Origin of the sequence: Streptomyces caeruleatus, from assembly GCF_001514235.1 — a bacterium.
Taxonomy (GTDB): Bacteria; Actinomycetota; Actinomycetes; order Streptomycetales; family Streptomycetaceae; genus Streptomyces; species Streptomyces caeruleatus.
The window spans coordinates 53,050-77,344 of sequence record NZ_KQ948933.1; the positions used below are offsets into that span (position 1 = coordinate 53,050).

The 24,295-nt window shown below is 71.6% G+C and carries 20 protein-coding genes; 5 read left to right on the plus strand and 15 right to left on the minus strand.

Features of this window, described 5'->3' with window-relative positions:
• Positions 1-133: 133 nt before the first annotated feature.
• Genes AQJ67_RS28165 through AQJ67_RS28175 form a run of 3 tightly spaced genes read right to left on the minus strand, consistent with a single transcriptional unit; the run spans position 134 to position 3,026 of the window.
• Complete coding sequence (locus AQJ67_RS28165) at positions 134-1,324, minus strand: dipeptidase (protein ID WP_062722123.1); 1,191 nt, start codon at positions 1,322-1,324, stop codon at positions 134-136.
• Between the two features lie 5 nt (positions 1,325-1,329).
• Positions 1,330-1,869, minus strand: a complete 540-nt coding sequence (purE, locus tag AQJ67_RS28170) for a 5-(carboxyamino)imidazole ribonucleotide mutase (RefSeq protein ID WP_208615056.1) — start codon at positions 1,867-1,869, stop codon at positions 1,330-1,332.
• The gene (locus tag AQJ67_RS28175) at positions 1,866-3,026 is read right to left on the minus strand and encodes a 5-(carboxyamino)imidazole ribonucleotide synthase (RefSeq protein ID WP_079056230.1); all 1,161 of its coding nucleotides are present in this window, start codon (positions 3,024-3,026) and stop codon (positions 1,866-1,868) included. Before AQJ67_RS28175 ends, purE begins: the two co-directional genes overlap by 4 nt.
• A gap of 176 nt (positions 3,027-3,202) precedes the next feature.
• On the opposite strand from AQJ67_RS28175, the gene AQJ67_RS28180 reads away from it, so the two are divergent.
• A complete protein-coding gene (locus AQJ67_RS28180; RefSeq protein WP_062722124.1) occupies positions 3,203-3,760 on the plus strand; it encodes a GtrA family protein in 558 nt (185 codons plus the stop codon).
• 633 nt (positions 3,761-4,393) lie between these two features.
• On the opposite strand, the gene AQJ67_RS28185 is transcribed toward AQJ67_RS28180, so the two are convergent.
• On the minus strand, positions 4,394-5,665 hold the full coding sequence (locus tag AQJ67_RS28185) for an ATP-binding protein (RefSeq protein ID WP_062722125.1): 1,272 nt from the start codon (positions 5,663-5,665) through the stop codon (positions 4,394-4,396).
• A 59-nt stretch (positions 5,666-5,724) separates the two neighbouring features.
• A complete protein-coding gene (locus AQJ67_RS28190; RefSeq protein ID WP_062722436.1) occupies positions 5,725-6,405 on the minus strand; it encodes a response regulator transcription factor in 681 nt (226 codons plus the stop codon).
• Between the two features lie 487 nt (positions 6,406-6,892).
• Here AQJ67_RS28190 and AQJ67_RS28195 point away from each other — a divergent pair, with 487 nt between their 5' ends.
• Complete coding sequence (locus AQJ67_RS28195; protein WP_062722126.1) at positions 6,893-8,389, plus strand: oligopeptide:H+ symporter; 1,497 nt, start codon at positions 6,893-6,895, stop codon at positions 8,387-8,389.
• Positions 8,390-8,466: 77 nt separating this feature from the next.
• On the opposite strand, the gene AQJ67_RS28200 is transcribed toward AQJ67_RS28195, so the two are convergent.
• The 6 genes from AQJ67_RS28200 to AQJ67_RS28225 all read right to left on the minus strand — a co-directional run bounded on the left by AQJ67_RS28200 (position 8,467) and on the right by AQJ67_RS28225 (position 14,055).
• A complete protein-coding gene (locus AQJ67_RS28200) occupies positions 8,467-9,792 on the minus strand; it encodes a hypothetical protein (protein WP_062722127.1) in 1,326 nt (441 codons plus the stop codon).
• A 62-nt stretch (positions 9,793-9,854) separates the two neighbouring features.
• Entirely contained in the window at positions 9,855-10,964 is a 1,110-nt protein-coding gene (locus AQJ67_RS28205) for a hypothetical protein (RefSeq protein ID WP_244190619.1), read from the minus strand.
• Complete coding sequence (locus AQJ67_RS28210; RefSeq protein WP_062722128.1) at positions 10,961-11,845, minus strand: COG1470 family protein; 885 nt, start codon at positions 11,843-11,845, stop codon at positions 10,961-10,963. The genes AQJ67_RS28205 and AQJ67_RS28210 overlap by 4 nt, the downstream gene beginning before the upstream one ends.
• An 82-nt stretch (positions 11,846-11,927) precedes the next feature.
• Positions 11,928-12,614 (minus strand): LPXTG cell wall anchor domain-containing protein, encoded by a 687-nt coding sequence (locus AQJ67_RS28215; RefSeq protein ID WP_062722129.1) that lies wholly within the window; start codon positions 12,612-12,614, stop codon positions 11,928-11,930.
• 183 nt (positions 12,615-12,797) lie between these two features.
• The gene (locus AQJ67_RS28220) at positions 12,798-13,409 is read right to left on the minus strand and encodes an ATP-binding protein (RefSeq protein WP_062722130.1); all 612 of its coding nucleotides are present in this window, start codon (positions 13,407-13,409) and stop codon (positions 12,798-12,800) included.
• A gap of 241 nt (positions 13,410-13,650) precedes the next feature.
• Entirely contained in the window at positions 13,651-14,055 is a 405-nt protein-coding gene (locus AQJ67_RS28225; RefSeq protein WP_062722131.1) for an STAS domain-containing protein, read from the minus strand.
• A 240-nt stretch (positions 14,056-14,295) separates the two neighbouring features.
• Here AQJ67_RS28225 and AQJ67_RS28230 point away from each other — a divergent pair, with 240 nt between their 5' ends.
• Both AQJ67_RS28230 and AQJ67_RS28235 read left to right on the plus strand, forming a co-directional pair.
• On the plus strand, positions 14,296-15,249 hold the full coding sequence (locus tag AQJ67_RS28230) for an RNA polymerase sigma factor SigF (protein ID WP_062722132.1): 954 nt from the start codon (positions 14,296-14,298) through the stop codon (positions 15,247-15,249).
• Between the two features lie 228 nt (positions 15,250-15,477).
• Positions 15,478-17,049 (plus strand): RICIN domain-containing protein, encoded by a 1,572-nt coding sequence (locus tag AQJ67_RS28235; RefSeq protein ID WP_062722133.1) that lies wholly within the window; start codon positions 15,478-15,480, stop codon positions 17,047-17,049.
• 36 nt (positions 17,050-17,085) lie between these two features.
• Here the strand turns inward: AQJ67_RS28235 and hutI are convergent, their stop codons facing one another.
• The 4 genes from hutI to hutU form a co-directional block, all read right to left on the minus strand.
• Entirely contained in the window at positions 17,086-18,396 is a 1,311-nt protein-coding gene (gene hutI / locus AQJ67_RS28240; protein ID WP_062722134.1) for an imidazolonepropionase, read from the minus strand.
• Positions 18,393-19,742: a formimidoylglutamate deiminase gene (locus AQJ67_RS28245; RefSeq protein WP_062722135.1), complete on the minus strand. Its 1,350-nt coding sequence runs from the start codon at positions 19,740-19,742 to the stop codon at positions 18,393-18,395. The genes hutI and AQJ67_RS28245 overlap by 4 nt, the downstream gene beginning before the upstream one ends.
• Positions 19,739-20,941, minus strand: a complete 1,203-nt coding sequence (locus AQJ67_RS28250) for an allantoate amidohydrolase (RefSeq protein WP_208615070.1) — start codon at positions 20,939-20,941, stop codon at positions 19,739-19,741. The genes AQJ67_RS28245 and AQJ67_RS28250 overlap by 4 nt, the downstream gene beginning before the upstream one ends.
• Positions 20,942-21,084: 143 nt before the next feature.
• On the minus strand, positions 21,085-22,749 hold the full coding sequence (gene hutU, locus AQJ67_RS28255) for a urocanate hydratase (RefSeq protein ID WP_062722136.1): 1,665 nt from the start codon (positions 22,747-22,749) through the stop codon (positions 21,085-21,087).
• Between the two features lie 128 nt (positions 22,750-22,877).
• Between hutU and AQJ67_RS28260 the strand changes: the two genes are divergently transcribed.
• Positions 22,878-24,278 carry a type III PLP-dependent enzyme domain-containing protein gene (locus tag AQJ67_RS28260; protein WP_062722137.1) on the plus strand — a complete coding sequence of 467 codons (1,401 nt, stop codon included), beginning with the start codon at positions 22,878-22,880 and terminating at the stop codon, positions 24,276-24,278.
• The last annotated feature ends 17 nt before the right edge of the window (positions 24,279-24,295 follow it).

A 24,295-nucleotide genomic window follows, 5' to 3' on the forward strand; every position in this document is an offset into this window, starting at 1 on the left:
CCGGTGGGTGGTGCGTTCGGGGGTACGGGGCGGCGACCCGCGTGGAACGGTGCGCGTGGGGGTACGCGCGCGTGGATCAGCGCTCGATCCACGCGCCCGCACCCACGGGCGCCGGTGCCACCAAAGGCCGGGCTCAGCCGTCCAGTTCCTCGATGGTCGCGTTGGACGGCCCTCGCGTGGCCCGGAGCTCACGGGCCACGTCCTCCGCCGCGCCCAGCACCCGTACCGCGTTCTGCCAGGTCAGCTTGGCCAGGTCGGGTTTCGACCAGCCGCGGTCCAGCAGTTCGGCGATCAGGTTCGGGTAGCCGGAGACGTCGTTCAGACCGTCCGGGGTGAAGGCGGTGCCGTCGTAGTCGCCGCCGATGCCGAGGTGGTCGATGCCGGCGACCTCCCGCATGTGGTCCAGGTGGTCGGCGACCGTGGAGACCGTGGCGACCGGGCGCGGGTTGGACTCCTCGAAGGCGCGGTGCACCTTCATCGCCTCGGCGGTGGTGTCGAGGTGGTGGAAGCCGTGCGCGCGCATGTTCGCGTCGGCCTCGGCCGTCCAGTCGACGGCAACCTGGAGCACGAACTTCGGCACGAACGTCACCATCGCGACGCCGCCGTTGCCCGGGAGGCGTTCCAGGACGTCGTCGGGGATGTTGCGCGGGTGGTCGCAGACCGCGCGGGAGGAGGAGTGGGAGAAGATCACCGGGGCCGACGTGGCGTCCAGCGCGTCGCGCATCGTCGTGGCCGCCACGTGCGAGAGGTCGACCAGCATGCCCTCGCGGTTCATCTCCCGCACGACCTCACGACCGAAGGCCGACAGGCCGCCCACGCCGGGCTCGTCCGTCGCCGAGTCGGCCCACGCGATGTTGTCGTTGTGGGTCAGGGTCAGGTAGCGGACCCCGAGCACGTACAACGACCGCAGCGTCGCCAGCGAGTCGGCGATGGAGTGGCCGCCCTCCGCGCCGATCAGGGAGGCGATACGGCCCTCCGCGCGCGCCGCCTGCATGTCCGCCGCCGTCAGCGCCGGGCGCAGGTCGGCCGGGTAGCGGGCCAGCAGCTGCCGTACGCAGTCGATCTGTTCGAGGGTCGCGCTGACCGCCTTGTCGCCGGCGTAGTCCGAGCGGACGTACACCGACCAGTACTGCGCCCCCACGCCGCCCTCGCGCAGCCGCGGGAGGTCGGTGTGCAGGTGGGCGCCCTGGTGGGTGGCGATGTCGCGGGCGTCGAGGTCGTAGCGGACCTGTTCGCGCAGGGCCCACGGGAGGTCGTTGTGGCCGTCGACGACCGGGAACTCGCGCAGGAGTTCCCGGGCTGCCTCCCACGAGGCGGAGGTCATCGTCGTCACTTCCCCGAGCCGAAGCCGAAACCGCTCGCGCCCTCGACCTTGGCGCGCAGGCGCTTGCCCTTCTCGGTGGCCTGGTCGTTGAGCTCCTGCTGGAACTCGCGCATCCGCTGGAGCAGGTCCTCGTCGTGGGCGGCGAGGATACGGGCGGCGAGCAGGCCCGCGTTGCGCGCGCCGGCGACGGAGACCGTGGCGACGGGGACGCCGGCCGGCATCTGCACGATGGAGAGCAGCGAGTCCATGCCGTCGAGGTACTTCAGCGGGACCGGGACGCCGATGACCGGCAGCGGCGTCACCGAGGCCAGCATGCCGGGGAGGTGGGCGGCGCCGCCGGCCCCGGCGATGATCACCTTCAGGCCCCGCTCGGCCGCCTGCTCGCCGTACGTGACCATCTCGCGCGGCATCCGGTGCGCGGAGACGACGTCGACCTCGTACGCGATCTCGAACTCGTCGAGGGCCTGCGCGGCGGCCTCCATGACGGGCCAGTCGGAGTCCGACCCCATGACGATGCCCACGAGGGGGCCGGCAGCGGTGCTCATTCGGTGATCGTGCCCTTCAGGTAGCCGGCTGCGTGACGTGCGCGCTCCAGCACGTCGTCCAGGTCGTCGCCGTAGGTGTTGACGTGCCCGACCTTGCGGCCCGGCTTCACGTCCTTGCCGTACATGTGGATCTTCAGCTGGGGGTCGCGGGCCATGCAGTGCAGATACGCGGAGTACATGTCCGGGTAGTCGCCGCCGAGGACGTTGACCATGACCGTCCACTTGGCCCGCGGGCGCGGGTCGCCGAGCGGGAGGTCGAGGACGGCCCGCACGTGGTTGGCGAACTGGGACGTGATCGCGCCGTCCTGGGTCCAGTGCCCCGAGTTGTGCGGGCGCATCGCCAGCTCGTTGACGAGGATGCGGCCGTCGCGGGTCTGGAAGAGCTCGACGGCGAGGTGGCCGACGACGTCCAGTTCCTTGGCGATCGTCAGGGCGAGCTCCTCGGCCTTGAGCGCGAGGGTCTCGTCGAGGTCGGGGGCGGGCGCGATGACCGTGTCACAGACCCCGTTGACCTGCTGGGACTCGACCACGGGGTAGGCGACCGCCTGGCCGTGCGGGGAGCGGACGACGTTCGCCGCGAGTTCGCGGACGTAGTCGACCTTCTCCTCGGCGAGGACCGGGACGCCGGCGCGGAACGGGTCCTCGGCCTCCTCGGGCGAGTCGACGACCCACACGCCCTTGCCGTCGTAACCGCCGCGGACGGTCTTGAGGACGACCGGGAAGCCGCCGCCCTCGGCGCCCTCGGACAGGCCCTCGGCCGCGAAGGCGGCCACGTCCTGTGGATCGGTCACGATGCGGTGCCGTGGACACGGCACGCCGATCGCGTCGAGTCTCGCTCGCATCACGCCCTTGTCCTGGGCGTGCACGAGCGCGTCGGGGCCGGGGCGCACGGGGATGCCGTCCGCCTCCAGAGCCCTGAGGTGCTCGGTGGGTACGTGTTCGTGATCGAAGGTGATCACGTCGCAGCCCCTCGCGAACTCGCGGAGCGTGTCGAGGTCGCGATAGTCGCCGATGACGACATCGCTGACGACCTGCGCCGCGGAATCCTGAGGGGTGTCACTGAGAAGCTTGAACCTGATGCCCAACGGGATGCCCGCCTCGTGTGTCATACGAGCGAGTTGGCCCCCGCCGACCATGCCGACTACCGGGAACGTCACGCCCCTAGGGTATCGGCCGCTCCGGGGCGACCCTCTTACCGGACTTTTTCGGGCCTCTTCCCGTCCTATGTCCCGACCTATGAGCTCGTCCACAGGCAATCGACCAGGGGGGTGGTTAGCATGGCTGAGTTGACGGAAACCGACCGACAAATCGACCGACAGGAGCCTTCACGACCATGGGACGTGGTTCCTCGGGGCTTCAATCGGCGCCTCCTGCGGTGCCTCGTAGTGCCGTACGGCAGCGCTTCGACCGGCTGGTGCGTGAGGTTGCCAAGTTCGGCGCGGTGGGTGGAGCGGGGCTTCTGGTCAATCTCCTCGTGTTCAACCTGGTGCGGCATGTGACCGATCTCCAGGTGGTGCGCGCGAGTGTCATCGCCACCGTCGTCGCGATCATCTTCAACTACCTCGGGTTCCGGTACTTCACGTACCGGGACCGGGACAAGAGCCGGCGTACCAAGGAACTGGGTCTGTTCCTGGTGTTCAGCGTGGTCGGTCTGGTCATCGAGAACGGTGTGCTGTACGCGGCGACGTACGGTTTCGGCTGGGACAGCCCGCTGCAGAGCAACGTCTTCAAGTTCCTCGGTATCGGTGTGGCGACGCTGTTCCGGTTCTGGTCGTACCGGACGTGGGTGTTCCGGGCGTTGCCCGCGGAGGAGCCTGCGGCGGGCGCGGAATCGTTCCTGGAGCCCGGGCAGCGGGCTGAGAAGGCCCGCGTCCGCCAGCGCGTGGGCTGACCCACCCTTTCCTCGCCCCCGCCGCCCCTACCCGCCCCATCCCCAGGGGCTCCGCCCCTTCGACCCCGGGGTCGACCTTCGGGTGCAGCCCGGCGGGGGCTGGTAGCGCCCACGCGACGGAGCCGCAAATCGACACAGCCCCGCGCCCCTTCTGGGGCTCCGCCCCCCAGACCCCGCTCCTCAAACGCCGGAGAGGCTGGATGTGCCGGGCCGGGGCTGGATCTTTCAGCCCGTCCGGCGTTTGAGGACGAGGCCCGCCGGCCCAGGCATTTTCAGCCCGTCCGCGTTGGAAGACGAGTCTTTGCCGTCCCTAGCCCCCACCCACCCGCCAAGGGCGAGGCCTTTCAGCCCCTCCGGCGTTTGAGAACGAGTGCCCGCCGGCCCAGGCATTTTCAGCCCGCCCGGCGTTTGAGAACGAGTCCCGCCGGCCCCGGCATTTTCAGCCCGTCCGGCGTTTGAGGACGAGTCTTTGCCGTCCCTAGCCCCCACCCACCCGCAGGGGGCGAGGTTTTTTAGCCCGTCCGGCGTTTGAGGACGAGGCCCGGAGGGCCGACAGCGGGGGGCTGGGGGCGGAGCCCCCAGGGATGGGATGGGTAGGGGCGGCGGGGGCGAGAACCGTGGGTCTTCGCCCTGTTACCGCACCGTCAGCCCCGAGTCCTGGCTCGGCTTCGGTGGTGGGGTGCGGGAGAGGAAGAGGGCCAGGACCGGGGGGTTGGTCTGGAGCATTTCCAGGCGGCCGCCGTCCGCTTCGGCGAGGTCGCGGGCGACCGCGAGACCGATGCCGGTGGAGTTGCGGCCACTGATGGCACGCTCGAAGATGCGGGCCCCGAGGTCGGCGGGGATGCCGGGCCCCTCGTCCGTGACCTCGATGACCGCTTGGTTGCCGGTGACACGGGTACGCAGGGCCACCGTGCCGCCGCCGTGCATGAGGGAGTTCTCGATCAGCGCGGCGAGAACCTGGGCGACCGCGCCCGGCGTACCGACCGCCTCCAGATGACGCTTGCCCGAGCTGACGATCGCACGGCCGACGCTGCGGTAGGCGGGACGCCACTCGGCCAGCTGCTGCTGGATGACCTCGTCGAGGTCGAAGGTGACGGCGGAGCCGTTGCGGGGGTCGCGGGAGTTGGTGAGGAGGCGTTCGACCACGTCCGTGAGGCGTTCCACCTGGGTCAGGGCGATCGTCGCCTCCTCCTTCACCGTGTCGGGATCGTCGGTGAGGGTGATCTCCTCCAGCCGCATGGAGAGCGCAGTGAGCGGGGTCCGGAGCTGGTGGGAGGCGTCCGCGGCCAGCCGGCGTTCCGCCGTGAGCATGCGGGCGATGCGCTCGGCGGAGGAGTCGAGGACGTCGGCCACGCGGTCCAGCTCATGGACGCCGTACCGCTTGTGGCGGGGCCGTGGGTCGCCCGAGCCGAGGCGCTCCGCCGTCTCCGCGAGGTCGGTGAGCGGGGAGGCGAGCCGGTTGGCCTGGCGCACCGCCAGCAGCACCGCCGCGATCACCGCCAGCAACGCCACCGCCCCGATGATCAGCAACGTACGGCCGACCTCGCGCGTCACCGACGAGCGCGGCTCCTGCACGGTGACCGTCTCGCCCTCCTCGCCCGTCTCGTGGGCGCTGATGACGTCCCCGGTGGGCTTGGTGCCGACCTCGATCACGGGCTTGCCCGGGATGCGGATCTCGGCGTAACGATCCCCCTGGATCTGGTCGCGCAACGCCGAGGCGTTCACGGTCTGGTCCCCGAGGAGCCGGGTGTCCACGATGCTGGCCAGCCGCACCGCCTCGGTGTCCACCCGCTCCTGGGCGGTGCTGGTGATCGTCCGCGTCTCGACAATGACGAGGGACACGCCGAAGACGGCGATCACGACGAGAACTACGGCGAGGGTGGACTGGATCAGTCGGCGGCGCATGTCCTGTTATCTGTCTGTACGGCTCACGTGGCGGGACGGGCCCGATGCCCGACGGCCCGTCAGCTCTTCTCGAAGCGGAAGCCGACGCCCCGCACCGTCGCGATGTAGCGAGGGTTGGCCGCGTCGTCGCCCAACTTCTTACGCAGCCAGGAGATATGCATGTCGAGCGTCTTGGTCGACGACCACCACGTCGTGTCCCAGACCTCGCGCATCAGCTGGTCCCGGGTGACGACCCGCCCCGCGTCGCGCACGAGCACCCGCAGCAGGTCGAACTCCTTTGCCGTGAGCTGGAGTTCCTCGTCGCCCATCCACGCCCGGTGCGACTCGACGTCGATACGGACGCCGTGGGTGGCCGGCGGCTGCTGGGGCTCGGCGGCACCGCGCCGCAGCAGGGCCCGGACCCGGGCCAGCAGCTCGGCGAGCCGGAACGGCTTGGTCACGTAGTCGTCGGCGCCCGCGTCCAGGCCGACCACGGTGTCCACCTCGTCGGCACGCGCGGTCAGGATGAGGATCGGCACGGCGGTGTGGCCCTCGGCGCGCAGTCGACGGGCGACCTCAAGGCCGTCCATCCCGGGCAGACCGAGGTCCAGTACGACCAGGTCGATCCCGCCCTGATTTCCGGCGTCGAGTGCGGAGGGGCCGTCCTCCCGCACCTCGACCTCGTACCCTTCCCGGCGCAGTGCGCGGGCCAGCGGCTCCGAAATGGACGCGTCGTCCTCGGCGAGCAGTACACGGGTCATGAGCTGATGGTAGTCCGCCCGCGACAGGAGCTGGGGTGCGATCGGCACCTTGATTCTTACTCGCCTTTGGCGAGTCTCTTACCCTTGGGCGCTGTGGTACAGACCTATGCCACGAAGTGCGATTCTGGAATCGACCTTGGAAAGGGTGCCCGCGGTTCCGTCGACACCTGTGATGCCTGTCTCAAGTCCTTCCATATCCGGCACTGTCGTGACGTATGGTGAATCTACGCCTGTAGCACTGCGGCGGCCTTCGGCGGCACTTGACGCTGAGGGTCTCTTTTATGTGCGGACTGAAACCGAACGACCTGTGGCCGGGCCCCCGAAGGCGGGGGCGTGGATCCCGGCGGTCGCCGTCCTCCGCTTCGCGATCCGAAGCGGACTCCCCTCGGGCGTGGGGCGGGCGGCCGTAGCCGCCGGTGCCGGCCGCCCCCCACAGGGCGCGCGACCGTTCTGCGTCGATGCGCGTCCCGACCAGCAAGGATCGACCATGGCGTCCAGCCTGACGAAGGACTCGGCAGCCCCGGGCACCCCCGGCATCGAGAAGACCTTCTTCGGCCACCCCCGCGGACTGGCCACCCTCTTCATGACCGAGATGTGGGAGCGTTTCTCCTACTACGGCATGAGGGCTCTGCTCCCGCTGTACCTGGTCGCTCCGGGCGGCCTGCACCTGAACGCGGCGACGGCGACCGCGATCTACTCGGTGTACGTCTCGCTCGTCTACCTGCTCACCCTGCCGGGCGGCTGGTTCGCGGACCGGGTTCTCGGCCCGCGCAAGACGGTGGCCGTGGCCGGTGCGGTCATCATGCTCGGCCATCTGACCCTGGCCCTGCCCTGGTCCGGCAGCTTCTTCGCCGGTCTCGGCCTGGTCGCGATCGGTTCCGGTCTGCTGAAGGCCAACATCTCGACGATGGTCGGCCACCTCTACAACGGCCCGCAGGACCCGCGCCGCGACGGTGGCTTCACGATCTTCTACATCGGCATCAACCTCGGCGCCTTCGCCGCCCCGCTGGTCATCGGCACCATCGGCGAGAACGTCAGCTGGCACCTGGGCTTCGCGCTCGCCGCGCTGGGCATGGCGCTGGGTCTGGCCCAGTTCCTGCTCGGCAGCCGTCATCTGAGCTCGCGTTCGGACGTCGTCCCGACCCCGCTGACCGCCGAGCAGAAGGCGGCGACGCTGCGCAAGGCGGGCTTCTGGGCGGCCGTGGCGATCGTGTTCTACGCCATCGTCGGCTTCTCCGGCGTCTACACGCTGAACTGGCTGCTGGTCCCGATCACCATCGCCGGCCTGGTCATCCCCGTCATGGTCATCGGCCGTATGAAGCGGGACAAGGAGCTGGACCGCGGCGAGCAGTCGAAGCTGACGGCGTACATCTGGTTCTTCGTCGCCGCCGCCGTGTTCTGGATGATCTACGACCAGGGCGGCTCGACGGTGTCGCTGTTCGCCGAGTCCTCCGCGGACAACTCCGTCTTCGGCTGGGAGTTCCCGGTCTCCTGGTACCAGTCGGTCAACCCGGTCATGATCATGGCACTGGCGCCGGTCTTCGCCTGGGCGTGGCTGGCGCTGGCCCGGCGCGGCAAGGAGCCGAGCACCGCGACGAAGTTCGCGATGGGCCTGCTCCTGGTCGGCGCGTCCTTCTTCCTCTTCCTGGCCCCGCTGTCGATCGCCGAGGGCGGTCACAAGGCGGCCGCGCTGTGGCTGGCGGGCGTCTACTTCGTCCAGACCGTCGGTGAGCTGATGGTGTCCCCGGTCGGCCTCTCGGTCACCACGAAGATGGCCCCCGCCAAGTACGCCTCCCAGATGATGGGTGTCTGGTTCCTGGCCGTCACCGCGGGTGACGCCACCACCGGTCTGCTCTCCATCGCCGGTGTCGACCTGAACAAGACGGGCATCGTCGCCTTGCAGGCCGTGCTCGCCGTGGTCGCCGGTTTCGCGGTGTGGATGTACCGCAAGAAGGTCAAGGAGCTCATGGGCAGCGTCAACTGACGTCCGCTCAACGGGCTTGTACGGAGGGCCACCGCGTCACGGCGCGCGGTGGCCCTCCGGCGTTGTGGGGCCGCAGGTCAGCGCAGTCCCCGCCTGGGCATGAACGTGAACACCGCGCCGCCCAGCAGCAGTGCCGTTCCCGCCACCAGGCCCAGGGCCTTCAGGGAGCCCTGGTCCTCCGCTCCCGTGGCCGCCAGGCCGCCGTCGGTCGACGAACCGCCCGCGGAGCCGCCCGCCGAACCGCCGGTCGAACCGCCGGTCGAGCCGCCGCCGGACGCGCCGCTCGCCTGCTCGGTCGTGTCCAGGGTCAGGGAGACCTCCGACTTGGCCGGGGTGCAGGTCGTCGTCGTGCCCAGGGCCTCGATCGTGAGGACGCCCGGGGAGAGCGTGGACTCGCCGCTCGCGCCCGGCTTGTAGGTGCCCGTGAGGTCGGGGATCTCGATCGGGTCGCCCGACTTGATGGGCTCGGAGTTGGTCGGGCCCTCGACGTGGACGGTGCCCTTGTCGGCGCCGCCCAGGGCGACCTCCATCGACGGCTTGACGGAGTCCTTGGGGATGTCGGCGGGGCTGTCCATCACCGACTTCTTGAACTGGACCGTCAGGTCGAAGCTCCCGCCGTTCCGCTTGGCGTCGATCTGGACCGGCGAGGTCGCCTCCTTGTCGCCGATCGGCGTCTTGCACTCGTAGGGGACCTGGACCTCCTTGCCTGTGAAGTCGGTCTGCCCGCCGTCCCCGCCTCCGGTGCTCGTCCCGCCGTCGTCCCCGCCCGTCTCGGTCTCACTCGGCGTGGGGGTCGGGCTCGACGACCCCGTCGGCAGATCGGTCGGCAGGCCCGTCGGCAGCGTCGGAACGACCGTCGGCTGACCTCCCGTGGTGCCGCCCGAACCCCCGCTCCCGTCCGTCACCTTGATCGTGGCCGCCGGCTTCACCGTCTCCTTCGGCGCGCACTTGGTGTCGGTGGAGATCGGCTTGTTGACGTTGATGTTGTACGCGTCCGGGGTCAGCGACACCTCGCCCGGTGCCGTCAGTTTGAGCTTGCCCTTCATGTCGGACAGCTTCATGTCGGTGTTCTTCGGGATGGGCGGGTTCTCCCGTGGACCCTGCATGGCGACGGCGGCCGTCTGCGCGCCGGCCGCCTTCAGGGTTCCCGTCGGCTGGACGGTGTTGGCCGCCAGGTCGAGGATGTTCGGGTTCTTGGACGCCGCCTGCACGAACTTCCAGACGATCTCCACCTCGTCGCCGACCTTCGCCTCGGCGGGCGCGGTGATCTCCACCTTGGTGGTGCCCTGGACCGGCGGCAGCCCGGAGATCGCGGGCGGGATGCACTCGGTCGCGTACGCCACCTCGGCCGCCTGCGCGGGCGCCGCGGCCACGCCGAGCAGCACGCCCGCGCCGCCGAGCATCAGGGCGGCGCCCGCCGCGGTCGCTCTCCGAGGACGTACCGGTGTGACTCTCCTTGGCTTGCTCACGGGGGTCCCTTCCTGGTGGGGGTCGTAGGACTCGGCGAACTGTCGTCGTACGGTGCGGAGAGCCGACCGGTGGTGCCCGGGTCGTTGTCCGGGGTGAACCACGGCAGGGTCGAGGGAGGGGAGGCGAGGGCGTGTCTCGCCTGCGTGCGGGGCTTCAACCCCGGTATGCGCAGGGCCGGTCCGGGAAGGCGGAGTCCGCGGCGCCGGGTGGTCTGCCGTGGGCGTACGCGGTCCACGACCGCCATTCCGACGCGGAACACGGCCGCCGGGACGACCAGACAGACCAGGATCCAGAAGAGCGTCACGCCCCAGGGCCGGCCCACGCCCCAGCGCTGTTCGGCCATCACCTTGCCGCCGTACTTCAGCGAGACGGTGTAGTCGCCGTGCGCCCCGGCCGCGAGCTCCAGCGGCAGTTCGATCCGTGCCTTCCGGCCCGGCTGGACCGTGCCGCGCCACTGCTGTTCCTCCCACTGCGGCGCGAACACGCCGTGGGAGGTGCCGACCTGGAAGACCGGGTCCCGCACGGGTGAGGTGCCGACGTTGCCGACCGTGAACGCCAGCGTGCGTGCCGGCGGGGCGCCGAACCAGGTGAGCAGTCCACCGGAGCCGTCCAGCCGGGTGTCCGTGAGGACCGACAGGCGCCCGCCGGCCGGCTCCGCGGGCAGCGGCTCGACCGCGTGCCCGGCCACCTGGAAGATCGCGTCGGCCTCGGCCTTCGCCCCGGTCACCGTCGCCACGTGCACCACGCACGGGCACGGCACGGGCGGCTCGGCCACCGGCAGCTTCCGGCTGAAACGGCCCTCGGCGTCCGTCGTCACGGCCCTGCCGTCCGCGTTGGCACAGGAGTTGGTGCCACCGGTCACACCGGTCGACGGCACGGACCGGCCGCAGATCAGGATCATCAGCAGCGCCCGCGCCCGCCAGCCGCTCCCGGTCACGGTGACCGAACCGCCCGTCCCCGCCTGGGACTTGGAGAGCTTCACGCCGGGCGCGCCCTCCGCGGCCGCCGCGCTCCCGGCGCCCTGCGTCGGCAACAGCAGCGCCAGCACGGCCACCAGCGCCGCCACCGACGCCGGAACCCGCACCCCGCCGCCCCCGCCGTTCACGTCCGTACTCCCGTCAACTCGGGCTGTGTGCAAGGGCGTTCGGGCGGCCCCGGTGACCCGCCGCCTTCGGCCTCCTCGTACGCCTTGCTACGGCCCCTGCGGCGGCGTACGGCGACGAAGACACCCACCGCCGCCACCGCGCCTCCCACCACCCCCGCCAGCCCGGCCAGCCCGCCCCACGGCACGAACCGCGCCGACACCTTCGCCGTGTCGCGGGCCCCGCCCGACGCCGTCACCGTCAGTCGCACGTCTACGGCATCGAGCGCGGGCCGGTCGGGCCACGGCTCGGTGAGCCTCGTACGGCCGCCCGGGGGCAGGTCGACAGGGAGGGTGCGCGGGGCGCGGTCGAGGAGACGTCGGCCGAGGGCGCCGTCGACGCGGACGGCCAGCCGGGGGGTGAGGGGGGTCGTACCTCGGTTGACCAGCTCGTATGCGATGCCGTCGCCGCGTACGGTCACGTTTTCGACGGTGAGCGCGGAGAGCTCGGGGCCCGTGACGCGGAGGCGGAGCGGGACCGCCGCGGAGTGGCCGGCCGGGTCGCGGACGACGATCTCACCGGAGCGGTCACCCGGGCCCGCACCGGCCCCGACGGTCACCGTGAAGGGGACCTCGGCGCGGGTGCGGGCCGGGACGCGTACCCGGCTCTCGGCGAAGGCGATCGGGACGCCGGTGCCGTGCAGCCGTACGGTGACCGGCGCGCCGCCCCGGTTCGTGACGGACACCGTGTCCTCCAGGACCGTCCCGGGCGCGCCCTCGGCGTAGAAGGACGGGCGGCCGCCGCCGGAGGGCGCGACGGACCAGGCCTCGGTGGCGGTCGCCGTGGGGGCGGCCGTCGACAGCAGGAGAAGGGACAGGGCCAGGACACGGACGGCTGACGACATCGGCGGCTCCGTCAAGGAGGTGCGGCGCGAAGCGCCTCGTTGAGGGGCGGTGGCGGGCGGCGGGCGGGATCCTGCGAAGCGGTCAGCGGCGTGCCGTCCGGCTCCTGCGCGTCAGCCACAGCGCGCCGGCCGCGCCCGCGAGCAGGACCGTGCCGCCGAGGGTGCCCAGGGCGAGCGCGGAGTCCTCGGGGCCGGTCTGCGGGAGCTCGGCGCCGGAGCCGGAGCCGCCCTGGCTCCCGCTGTCGGTTCCGCCGCCGCCCGCCGCCGTGACGTCGAGGGTCAGCGACGGTCCGGGGCTGTTGGTGGGCGTGCACGTGGTCGTCGTGCCGAGCGCCTTGATGGTGAGCACGCCTGCCGTGAAGGTGACCTTGCCGGTCTTCTTCGGGGTGTAGGTGCCCGTCAAGTCGTTGATCTTGATGGGGGTGTTGGCGGGAATGGCCTCCTGGTTGGCCGGGCCGGTCACCGCCAGGGTGCCGCTGTCGGCACCGCCCAGTCTGATGGTGGCGCTCGGGTTCATCGCGCCCTTGCCCAGCTCGACGGGGCTGGACGAGACGCCCTTCTGCCACGACATGGTGATCTTGTAGCCGCTGCCGCTCTTGACGCCCTTGATGTCGATGGGCGAGACGGCGCTCTTGTCGCCGATCGGCGTCTTGCAGGCGTAGTTGACGTCGACGACCTCGGCCATGGCCGCGGGGGCGGCCATCAGCACCGCCGATCCGGCCAGGGCCGCGGCGGTCGCGAGCGCGGCGGTTCGCTTCTGCTTCGACACGGTCCCCTCATTCCTGACGGCACATCAGATCGGCCGTCAAGGTACGCCCGGGGCCTTGAGGAAGGAAGACACAGCGCACGCCGGAGTTGTGACGATCCGGCGCGCGCGTGAAGGGATTCGGGTGGAGAGGGTGACCCCTGGTAACCCGGGGTCAGGTCGAGCGGGGCACTTCGGCCGAAACGATTACGCCGGTGCTCCCAGCTCGGCCCACACGGTCTTGCCCGCCACCCCTGGCGTCCGCATGACGCCCCAGTCCAGGCAGAGCCGCTGCACGATGAACATGCCGTGGCCGCCGGGGCGGCCCGCGCGGTGCGGGGTGCGGGGTGCCGGCTGGCCCGTGCCGCGGTCGGAGACCTCGACGCGGATCACCTTGTTGTCGCAGGCGATCCACAGCTGGTCCGGGCCCTCGGCGTGCAGACAGGCGTTGGTGACCAGCTCGGAGACGACGAGCAGCACGTCCTCGGCCGCGGCCCGCTGGTCGGCGGTGGCGGCGGGCAGCCAGCCCCACGCGTACAGCGCCTGGCGGGCGAAGTCGCGGGCGAGCGGGACGACCCCGCTCTGGTCGCCGAAGTCCAGCCGGCGGACCTGACGCCCCGCGGCCGCCTGCGCCGCCGCCTCGGGCGCCGTGGACGGCTCGGGCCGCAAGGACGGCACGGCGCCCCCGCCGGACGCCTCCGCCGCCGGAGCGCCCTCGTCGGAGCCTCCCGTGGCGGGCACGTCCCCCTCCGACACCCCGGAAGCGCCGCTGGGCTCAGGGCCGCGGTCGCCCGGCGAGAAAGGCCGGGTGGTGCTCATCAGCGCTTCACCTCACCGATTCACCAGTTCAACGTTCACACGATTCAGAAGTCAGTACGCAGAGTCAGTACGCCAGTACACAAGTCCTTGCCTGATACGCCGGTCACACACGCCCCCACCCCCGGTGGCCGACATCACAGCCGACAGGTTTCAGGATGTCTCCTGCCCGACCGGGCCGAGGGAACACCCCTGTATTCGGCACGAATGATGTGACCTCTGATGCAGGGGCGGACGCGCGGGGTCAACCCGCCCCGTCGGCCTCGTCGGCCCTGCCGGTCTCGGCGGCCAGAGCGGCGTCGAGCGAGTCGTGGACGGTGAAGACCGCCTCGGCCCCCGTGATCTCGAACACGCGCGCGACCACGGGCAGCATCCCCGCGAGATGCACCCCGCCACCGGCGGCCTCCGCCTTCAGCCGCGCCCCGAGCAGCACGTTCAGCCCCGTGGAGTCACAGAACTCGAGCCGAGAGCAGTCGACGACCAGCCGACTGAAGCCCTTCTCGAGGCAGTCCTCAAGTGGCTCACGCAACAGATCGGCGGTGTGGTGGTCCAACTCACCCGCCGGGGTCACGACGGCACTGGAGCCCTCTTCCCGCACCTCGACCAGAAGTCGGCCAGACTGTGCGCTGCCGACCGTCCCGCGGTCCATGCCGTGTCTCACTCCCGACGTCGTGGCTGCTGACTGACGCTCTCGAACACTACGCCCTCCCTACGCCCTCCAACACCCGAACATCCACCCAGAATCGGACATTTCGGACCAGAGCGCACTTGCGGTGGGCTCACGAAAGCGGGTAGGGCTAGTAGAGACACGTAACCGAACTCGGCCGGCTTTGGAGGCGCCGCACACCGCAGTGCACGCACAGGCTTCGGCAGCCATATGCCGAGAACGATGGAGGACATCATGTCACCCCGGCTCGACGCATCGCATACCCAGAGCGCGACGTCGGCATCCCAACCGGAACATCTGGATCCCATCGAGCTGAACAGCGACGTACGTCCCGAATCCGGCCTCGGTCAGGAGTTCGGTCAGGACGACGCGCTCGCCGGGCTTCCGGACATCCCCCCGTACGACGAGGTGGGGCCGGTGGACGCGCGGGCCCTTTCCAAGACCCTCTTCGAGCGGCTGGAGTCGCTGGAGGAAGGGACCCACGAATACTCGTACGTCCGCAACACGCTCGTCGAACTCAACCTCGCGCTGGTCAAGTTCGCCGCCTCCCGGTTCCGCTCGCGCAGCGAGCCGATGGAGGACATCATCCAGGTCGGCACCATCGGCCTGATCAAGGCGATCGACCGCTTCGAGCTCAGCCGCGGAGTCGAGTTCCCCACCTTCGCGATGCCAACCATCATCGGCGAGATCAAGCGCTTCTTCCGCGACACGTCGTGGTCGGTGCGGGTGCCGCGCCGGCTCCAGGAGCTCCGGCTCGACCTGGCCAAGGCCGGTGACGAGCTGGCCCAGAAGCTGGACCGCGCCCCGACGGTGGCGGAACTGGCGGAGCGTCTCGGGCTGTCCAAGGACGAGGTCGTCGAGGGCATGGCGGCGTCGAACGCGTACACCGCCTCGTCGCTGGACGCCCAGCCCGAGGAGGACGACGCCGAGGGCGCGCTGGCCGACCGGATCGGCTACGAGGACCACGGCATCGAAGGCATCGAGTACGTCGAGTCCTTGAAGCCGCTCATCGCCGAACTCCCGCCCCGGGACCGGAAGATCCTCTCCCTGAGATTCGTCGCGGGCCTGACCCAGTCGGAGATCGGCGAGGAACTCGGCATCTCGCAGATGCATGTGTCCCGCCTGCTGTCACGGACGTTGATCCGGCTCCGCAAGGGGCTGACGGTCGAGGAGTGACCACCCGAGGAGTGACCACCCGAGGATCGGCGCCCTGCGTGCGCTGACCTGCGCTGTGCCCGGTGCCCCGCCGAATCTGTCGGCAGGACACCGGGCACAGGTGCGTTCGGGGGCGGGTTACCCACAGAAACCCTTTCCCCATGGCTTCCCTTCCTCCACTATGAGCCGTCATACCCGCCGGTAGGCCAGGACTCCGGGCGGGTCGCACGGCTGCGAGGAGGCAGGCGGATGGCTCGGGCCGACGACGGCAGGGACCCCGATCGCGGGATACACACGGGTGCCTCGGACGCGCGGCTCACCGAACTGCTGCGCGCCGACACGGCCACCGCGTACCCGGCGCTCCAGGAGCTGCGCGCCCGCCACCACGCGCCCGTCCTCGCCTACGCCCGCCTGTGCACCCCGAACGACTCCACGGCCCGGCAGTTGGCGGCCCAGGCGTTCAGCCTGGCGGCCCGTCAGACGGCACGCGGCATCGACCCCGGCGTCCCCTGGCGCCACCAACTCCTGCTGCTGACCGCCCGCCTGGCCGGCACCTGGGCCACGGACGAGCGCGCGGCGGGCCTGGACCCGGGCCTGCTGCTCTTCCTGAACACGGCAGGCCCCGCCGGACCGGTCCCGTCCATGCTCACGGCGTTCCAGTCCCTGCCGTCCCGCACCCAGGGCCTGATCTGGTACGGCGTCGTGGACCGGGAGCCCACGGAGCGTACGGCCGCTCTCCTCGGCCTCACCCGCGAGGACGTCACCTACGGCACGGACCCGGCGCTGCAGCAGCTGGCCCGGTCCTGCCTGCGCGCCCGCCTCGCCGCCTCCGACGACCCCGACTGCCCCGACTTCGGCCGCCTCATCGAGGAGTCCGTACGGCCGGACAGCCCCCGCGACAGCACCGATCTACACGCCCACATGGCGCGCTGCCCGCACTGCACGACGGCTTACGAGGAGCTGTCGGCGCTGCGGGACACGCCGCGCACGGCGCTGGCGGAGGGGCTGCTGCCGTGGGGCGGAACGGCGTATGCGGCGGCGGGCGCGGGCGAGCGGGGTGGTGACGGCCGGGCGGCCGGGCGGAGTCGGCCTGAGCGAGGGTGGCCGGAGCGAGGGTGGCCGGCGGACCGGCGGCGGGTCGTGCTGGTGTCGGCCGCGATCGGGGTGGCCTTGCTGCCACTGGTCGCGTTCCTGGTGGCGCAGGGCGGGTCGTCGGCGCAGGATCCGGTGGCCTCGGTGAGCACCCCGCTGAGTGTGCCGCCGGTCGCGGTGACGGTGACGGCCACGGTGTCGGCGACGCCGTCGTCCTCCTCACCGTCGCCGTCCCGCAGCTCCAAGTCGCCGTCCCCGACGAGGAGTCCGACGCCGACGAAGACGTCCCGCCCGAAGCCGGCCCCCTCCCCCACACACCCGCCGAGCGGCACGTACGCCCAGGTCGTGAACGTCTCCTCGGGGCTGTGCCTCGACGTGGGCAGCGCCTTCTTCAACGGCACCGACGTGGTCACGGTCCCCTGCGGTACGTCCCGCACCCAGCGCTGGCGGGTCGACACGGCGCGCGGTGTGCTCCAGTCGGCCGCCGATCCCGACTACTGCCTGGACAGCCGGGGCGCGCCGGACCGGGGTCTCGGGGTCTGGACGTGCGACTCGGTCTACGGGTCCAACGGGCGGAACCTGCAGTTCCTGGTGGACGGCGACGGGATGATCCGACCGGCCATCGCCGTCGACCGGGCGGTGACGCCGGACGGGGATGCCGGGGACGGGCTGTCGCTGGAGCCGGTGAGCGGGGGTGCGGGGCAGCGCTGGAAGGCGGGAGCGGTGTGACCCGGGCGGCCTGACCGCCGGGCACCCCCTTGCCGCTCAGACCTCGCGCACGCCCCGTCGCCACACCTGGCTGACCAGCGGTACGCCGGGCCGGTAGGCCAGGTGCACATGGCTCGGTGCGTCGAGGAGGAGCAGGTCGGCGCGGGCGCCCGGGGTGAGGCGGCCGATGTCGTCGCGGCGCAGGGCCGCGGCGCCGCCCGCCGTGGCCGACCAGAGCGCCTCGTCCGGGGTCATCCCCATGTCCCGTACCGCGAGCGCGATACAGAAGGGCACGGAGGACGTGAAGGACGAGCCCGGGTTGCAGTCGGTGGAGAGGGCTACGGTGGCGCCCGCGTCGAGGAGGCGCCGGGCGCTCGGCCACTCGGCGCGGGTGGAGAACTCGGCACCGGGGAGCAGGGTGGCGACGGTGGCGCTGTTCGCGAGCGCGTCCACGTCGGCGTCCGTCAGGTGGGTGCAGTGGTCGGCGGAGGCGGCGTCGAGTTCGACGGCGAGCTGGACGCCGGGGCCGTAGGAGAGCTGGTTGGCGTGGATACGGGGGTGCAGGCCCTTCGCCTTGCCCGCGGTGAGGATCGCGCGGGCCTGGTCGCCGTCGAAGGCGCCCTTCTCGCAGAAGACGTCGATCCAACGGGCGTACGGGGCACAGGCGTCCAGCATCTCGCCGGTGACGAGGGCGACGTACGACGCCGGGTCCTCGGCGAAGTCCGGCGACACGATGTGGGCGCCGAGGTAGGTGACCTCGGCGGTGTGGGCGGCGGCGATGCGCAGGGCGCGGGCCTCGTCCTCGACGGTGAGGCCGTAGCCGGACTTGGTCTCGAAGGTGGTGGTGCCCTGGCGGAGGGCCTCGTGGAGGTAACGGGTGAGGTTGGCCTCCAGTTCCCCGTCGCTCGCGGCACGGGTGGCGGCGACGGTCGTACGGATGCCGCCCGCGCTGTACTGGCGCCCCGACATACGGGCGTTGAACTCCTGCGTGCGGTCGCCCGCGAAGACGAGGTGGGAGTGGGAGTCGACGAAGCCGGGGACGACCGCCCGGCCGCCCGCGTCGACCCGATTGTCAGTGGCGGGTGCTTTGCTTTGATCACCGGTCCACACGACGCGGTCGCCTTCGATGACGACGGCCGCGTCCTGGATCAGTCCGAGGGGGGATCCGTCACCGAGGGAGGGGTTGTTGGTGACCAGGCTGGCGATGTTCGTGATGAGCGTGCTTGCGGTGCTCGCGGAGTGGGCGGGGCTGACGGTCGTCGCGTTGCTCATGGCGTCCTTGGTGGCCTGGTCGGCGGTGGGGTCGGGTTCGGGGGCGGCGAGGGGCGCGGGCTCGGGCCGCGCGGGCGGGAGGCCCGCGGTCGTCATCCGCGCAGGGCTTCGACGGCGTCCGCGAGGGCTTGCGGCACATCCGGTACGAGGGCGTGGACCCCGTCCCGCACGACGTGCCGACCTCCCACGACCGTATGCGACACGTCTGCTGCCGACGCGGCGAATACGGCCGTCTCGGCCCCGAGCCGCGGAAGCGGCCCTGCCGTCCTGACCGAGTCGAGCGCGACGGTGGTGAAGTCGGCGAGCGCGCCGGCCTCCAGGGTGCCCGCGCCGTCCCAGCCGAGGGCCGCGTGGCCGTCGGCCGAGGCCGCCCGCAGAAGGGCGGCCGCCGTCCAGTGACCCCGCCTGCGGGTGCGCAGGCGCTCGTTCAGCTCCATCGCGCGGGCCTCTTCGAGCAGGTCGATCACGGCGTGGCTGTCGGAGCCGAGGGAGAGCGGGGAGCCGGCCTTCTGCAGGGCGACAGCGGGTCCGATGCCGTCGGCGAGGTCCCGTTCGGTGGTCGGGCACATGCAGGTGCCGGTGCCGCTGCCGCCGATGAGGGCGATGTCCTCGTCGGTGAGGTGGGTGTTGTGGACGCCGGTGGTGCGCGGCCCGAGGACTCCGTGGTCGGCGAGCAGCCGGGTGGGCGTGCAGCCGTGGGCCTCCCGGCAGGCGTCGTTCTCGGCGGTCTGCTCGGACAGATGGACATGGAGCGGGGCCCGCCGCTCCTCGGCCCACCGCGCCACGGTCGCCAACTGGTCGGCGGGCACGGCCCGTACGGAGTGGATCGCCGCCCCGATCCGTGCGTGATCCCGGTCCTTGAGAACTGAACAGCGTTCGGCCCAGGCCTCGGCCGTCCCGTCGGAGAAGCGGAGCTGGTGGTGGTCGGGAGCCTGCCCGAAGCCGGAGGAGAGATAGGCGGTGTCGAGGAGGGTGATGCGGACACCGGCTTCGGCGGCGGCCTCGACGAGGGCCTCGCCCATCGCGTTGGGGTCGGCGTAGGGGGTGCCGCCGGGAGCGTGGTGCACGTAGTGGAACTCGCCGACGCTCGTGATGCCGGCCAGCGCCATCTCCGCGTACACCGCGCGGGCGAGCGCGCGGTAGGTCTCCGGGGTCAGCCGGTCGGCGGTGGCGTACATGACCTCGCGCCAGGTCCAGAAGGTGCCGGAGCCGACCTGGACGGTGGAGCGCAGGGCGCGGTGGAAGGCGTGCGAGTGGGCGTTGGACAGACCCGGGAGGGTCAGGCCGCGCAGGACCTCGGCGCCGGGCGGCGGGGTCGGGACGTCGGTCCGGACGGCGGTGACGCGGCCGTCCTGGACGTCGAGGGCGACGCCCGGCTCGACGTGGGTGTCGAGCCAGGCGTGCTCCAGCCAGTACGTACGGGTCCGCTGGGTGGGCGTCACGTGCAGGCCAGTCCTTCCAGTACGTCGGCGAGGGCGGTCACTCCGGCCACGCAGTCGTCCTCGGCTGCGAACTCGGCCGGGGAGTGCGAGACGCCCGTGGGGTTGCGCACGAACAGCATGGCGGTCGGGATGGTCCCGGACAGGATTCCGGCGTCGTGTCCGGCACCCGTACCCAGGACGGGCACGGTGATGTCGGTGTGCTTGCCGAGGATGCGGGCCAGTTCGTCGCGCAGGGCGTGGTCGAACTCGACGACGGGCGTGAAGGACTCGCGGACGACGTCGAGGTCGATGCCGTGGGCCGCCGCGTAGTCCCGGGCCGCCTGCTCGATGCCGCCGACCACGCGGTCGAGGCTCGCCTGGTCCTCGGCACGAGAGTCGAGCCAGCCGCGCACCAGGGAGGGGATGGCGTTGACGCCGTTGGGCTCGACGGAGATCTTGCCGAAGGTGGCCACGGCACCGGCGAGTTCGGCCTCGTGGCGGGCGGCGAGCACGGTCTCGGCGTACGACAGCATGGGGTCGCGCCGGTCCACGAGGCGGGTGGTGCCGGCGTGGTTGGCCTCGCCCCGGAAGTCGAACCGCCACCGCCCGTGCGGCCAGATGGCGCTGGCGATCCCGACCCGGTCCCCGGACAGGTCCAGCGCCCGGCCCTGCTCGACATGCAGCTCGACGAACGCGCCGATCCGGCCGAGCCGCTCGGGGTCGGCCCCGATGGCCTCGGGGTCGTACCCCGCGGCCTCCATGGCCCGGGGCAGGCTGACCCCGTCGCCGTCGGTCAGCTTCTGCGCACCCTCGACGGTGAGCTGCCCCGCGGTGAGCCGCGACCCCACACAGGCGAGCCCGAACCGCGCTCCCTCCTCGTCGCCGAAGTTGACGACGGCGAGCGGCTTGGTGAAGTGGACGCCCCTGCCGAGCAGTTCGTCGAGCGCGGCGAAGGACGACACGACGCCCAGGGGCCCGTCGAAGGCACCCCCGTCCGGCACGGAGTCCAGATGGGACCCGGTGACCACGGCGTCCCCGGCGGCAGGGTCCCCGAGCCAGGCCCACTGGTTCCCGTTCCGGTCGACCTCGTAGCCGAGCCCGCGCGCCTCCGCCTGCTGCTTGAACCAGGCCCGGCATTCGAGATCGACACCGGTCCAGGCGAAGCGCCGGTAGCCACGGGAGTCGGGGTGCCGGCCGATGGGGAGCAGCTCGCGCCACATCTCGTGGAAGGAATCGCCCACGACGGGTTGTGCCCCGTCGCCCCGCACAGGCTGTGGGAAGTCGCTCCGCGGGGCGATGGGGGTCCCCCCGCTCGAACGAAGTTGAGAGTGGGGGAGGGTGGGCACGGCGCTGTCTTTCTGGGTCACGCCTCGTCACCCTCGCGCATCGGCACCCGCACGCCCCGCTCGTCGGCGACGGAGTCCGCGATGTCGTAGCCCGCGTCGACGTGCCGGATGACGCCCATCCCGGGGTCGTTCGTCAGCACCCGGCGGATCTTCTCGCCGCCGAGCTTCGTACCGTCGGCCACGGTCACCTGCCCGGCGTGGATGGAGCGCCCCATACCGACGCCGCCGCCGTGGTGGAGGGAGACCCAGGAGGCGCCCGAGGCCACGTTCACCATGGCGTTCAGCAGCGGCCAGTCGGCGATGGCGTCGGAGCCGTCGAGCATGGCCTCGGTCTCGCGGTAGGGCGAGGCGACGGATCCGCAGTCGAGGTGGTCGCGCCCGATCGCCAGCGGCGCCGCCAGCTCACCGCTCGCCACCATGTCGTTGAACCGCTCGCCCGCCTTGTCCCGCTCCCCGTACCCGAGCCAGCAGATACGCGCGGGCAGGCCCTGGAAGTGGACCCGCTCGCCGGCCATCTTGATCCAGCGGGCGAGGGACTCGTTCTCGGGGAAGAGGTCGAGGATCGCCTTGTCGGTCCTGGCGATGTCGGCGGGGTCGCCGGACAGGGCCGCCCAGCGGAAGGGGCCCTTGCCCTCGCAGAACAGGGGGCGGATGTAGGCGGGGACGAAACCGGGGAAGGCGAACGCCCGCTCGTACCCGGCGAGTTGGGCCTCGCCGCGGATCGAGTTGCCGTAGTCGAAGACCTCGGCGCCGGCGTCCATGAAGCCGACCATGGCCTCGACGTGCTTCGCCATGGACTCGCGGGCGCGGGTGGTGAACCCGGCCGGGTCCTTCGCGGCGGCGTCGGCCATGTCCTCGAAGGCGAGGCCGACGGGGAGGTAGGCCAGCGGGTCGTGGGCGGAGGTCTGGTCGGTCACGATGTCGATGGGGGCGCCCTCGGCGAGCATCTGCGGGAGCAGCTCGGCGGCGTTGCCCAGCAGGCCGATGGAGAGCGGGCGGCGGGCGTCACGGGCCTCGGTGGCGAGCTGGAGCGCGTGGGCGAGGTTGTCGGCCTTCACGTCCAGGTACCGGTGCTCGATGCGCCGCTCGATGGCGCGGGGGTCGCAGTCGACGCAGATCGCGACGCCGTCGTTCATGGTGACGGCGAGCGGCTGGGCGCCGCCCATCCCGCCGAGGCCGGCGGTGAGGGTGATCGTGCCGGCGAGGGTGCCGCCGAACTTCTTCGCGGCGACGGCGGCGAAGGTCTCGTAGGTGCCCTGGAGGATGCCCTGGGTGCCGATGTAGATCCAGGAGCCGGCGGTCATCTGGCCGTACATGGTGAGGCCGAGGGCCTCCAGGCGGCGGAACTCCTCCCAGTTGGCCCAGTCGCCGACGAGGTTGGAGTTGGCGATGAGGACGCGCGGGGCCCACTCGTGGGTCTGCATGACGCCGACGGGGCGGCCGGACTGGACGAGCATCGTCTCGTCCTGCTTCAGCCCCTTCAGTGTGCGCACCATCGCGTCGAAGGAGCGCCAGTCGCGGGCCGCCTTGCCGGTGCCGCCGTAGACGACGAGCTTGTCGGGGTGCTCGGCGACCTCGGGGTCGAGGTTGTTCTGGAGCATCCGCAGGGCGGCTTCCTGCTGCCATCCCAGGGCACTCAGTTCCGTACCGCGCGGCGCTCGGACGGGGCGGGGTCCTGACATGGTCTGCCTCCCAGCGGACTGTGACTGCGAACTGTTGAGGTGGATATTCACATCCTGACCCGCTGAATAGAACTAGTCAATACGTTCGCGGGCCAGCACGCGCGCGTCCTGGATGTTTGGCTGGACGCATGGGCTCGCACGACGACATGACGGGGGATGCCATGGACACCGCAGTGCACGACGCCGAGCGGGTGGCCCGGCGGGACGACGCCGTGCGGGCGGCGGTGGAACAGGGGCTGCTGGCCCCCGGCTCCCCCCTCGTCGGCCTGCTGGACGTCACCGGCATCCGGGAGTCGGCGGCCGCGCTGCGGGCGGCGTTCGACGCGTTGGTGGCACCGGGCACGCCGGTGCTGCACGCCTTCGCGGTGAAGGCGACCCCGCTGGTGCCGGTGCTGCGGCTGCTGCGCGAGGAGGGCATCGGCGCGGAGGTGGCGAGCCCGGGTGAGCTGGCGTTGGCGCGGGCGGCGGGGCTGCGGCCGGAGATGACGGTGCTGGACTCGCCCGCCAAGACGCCGGCCGAGCTGCGGGAGGCCCTGGCGCTGGGTATCGCGGTCAACGCGGACAACCCGCAGGAGCTGGACCGTATCGACGCTCTGATGAGGTCGGCCACTAGTCGCTCACCGCTCGGGATCCGGGTGAACCCGCAGGTCGGAGGGGGTTCCATCGAGGCGACGTCCACGGCCACGGCGACGTCGAAGTTCGGGGTGGCGCTGCGCGACGAGGGGGCGCGGGAGTGGGTCGTACGGGCGTACCAGGACCGTCCGTGGCTGACGCGGCTGCATGCGCACACCGGCTCGCAGGGCATCCCGCTGTCGCTGATGGCGCAGGGGGTCGCGGCGGCGTACGCGCTCGCCGAGGAGATCAACCGGCGGATCGGGCGGCGGCAGATCACCACGCTCGACATCGGCGGCGGACTGCCGGTGAACTTCGCGTCGGACGCGACCACGCCGACGTACGCGCAGTACGCGCGGCTGCTGGGCGAGGCGGTGCCGGGGCTGTTCGACGGGCGGTACGGGCTGGTCACGGAGTTCGGGCGGTCGCTGCTCGCCAAGCACGGGACGGTCGTGGCGCGGGTCGAGTACGCCAAGAGCGCGGGCGGGCGGCCGGTGGCGGTGACGCACGCGGGTGTGCAGGTCGCCACGCGGACGGTGTACGCGCCGGGGAGCTGGCCGCTGCGGATCGGCGCGTACGACGGCAAGGGGCGCCCGAAGGAGGGTCCGGCGGTGGTGCAGGACGTGGCGGGGCCGGCCTGCTTCTCGGGCGATCTGCTGGCCGAGGGGGCCACGCTGCCGCTGCTGGAGCAGGGGGACCACGCGGCGGCGCTGGACACGGGGGCGTACTACTTCGCGCACCACTACGCGTACAACTCCCTGGCCCGGCCCGGCATCTACGGCTTCACGCCGGACGGGGCCGGGGGCATCGACTTCGCGACGGTCCGCGAGGCGCAGTCGCTCGACGAGATCGTGGCCGAATCCGGAGGGGCGCACGCGGCCTCGCTCACCACCCTGACCACGTCGAAGCGCCGTTGACGCAGGCCGATCCGGAG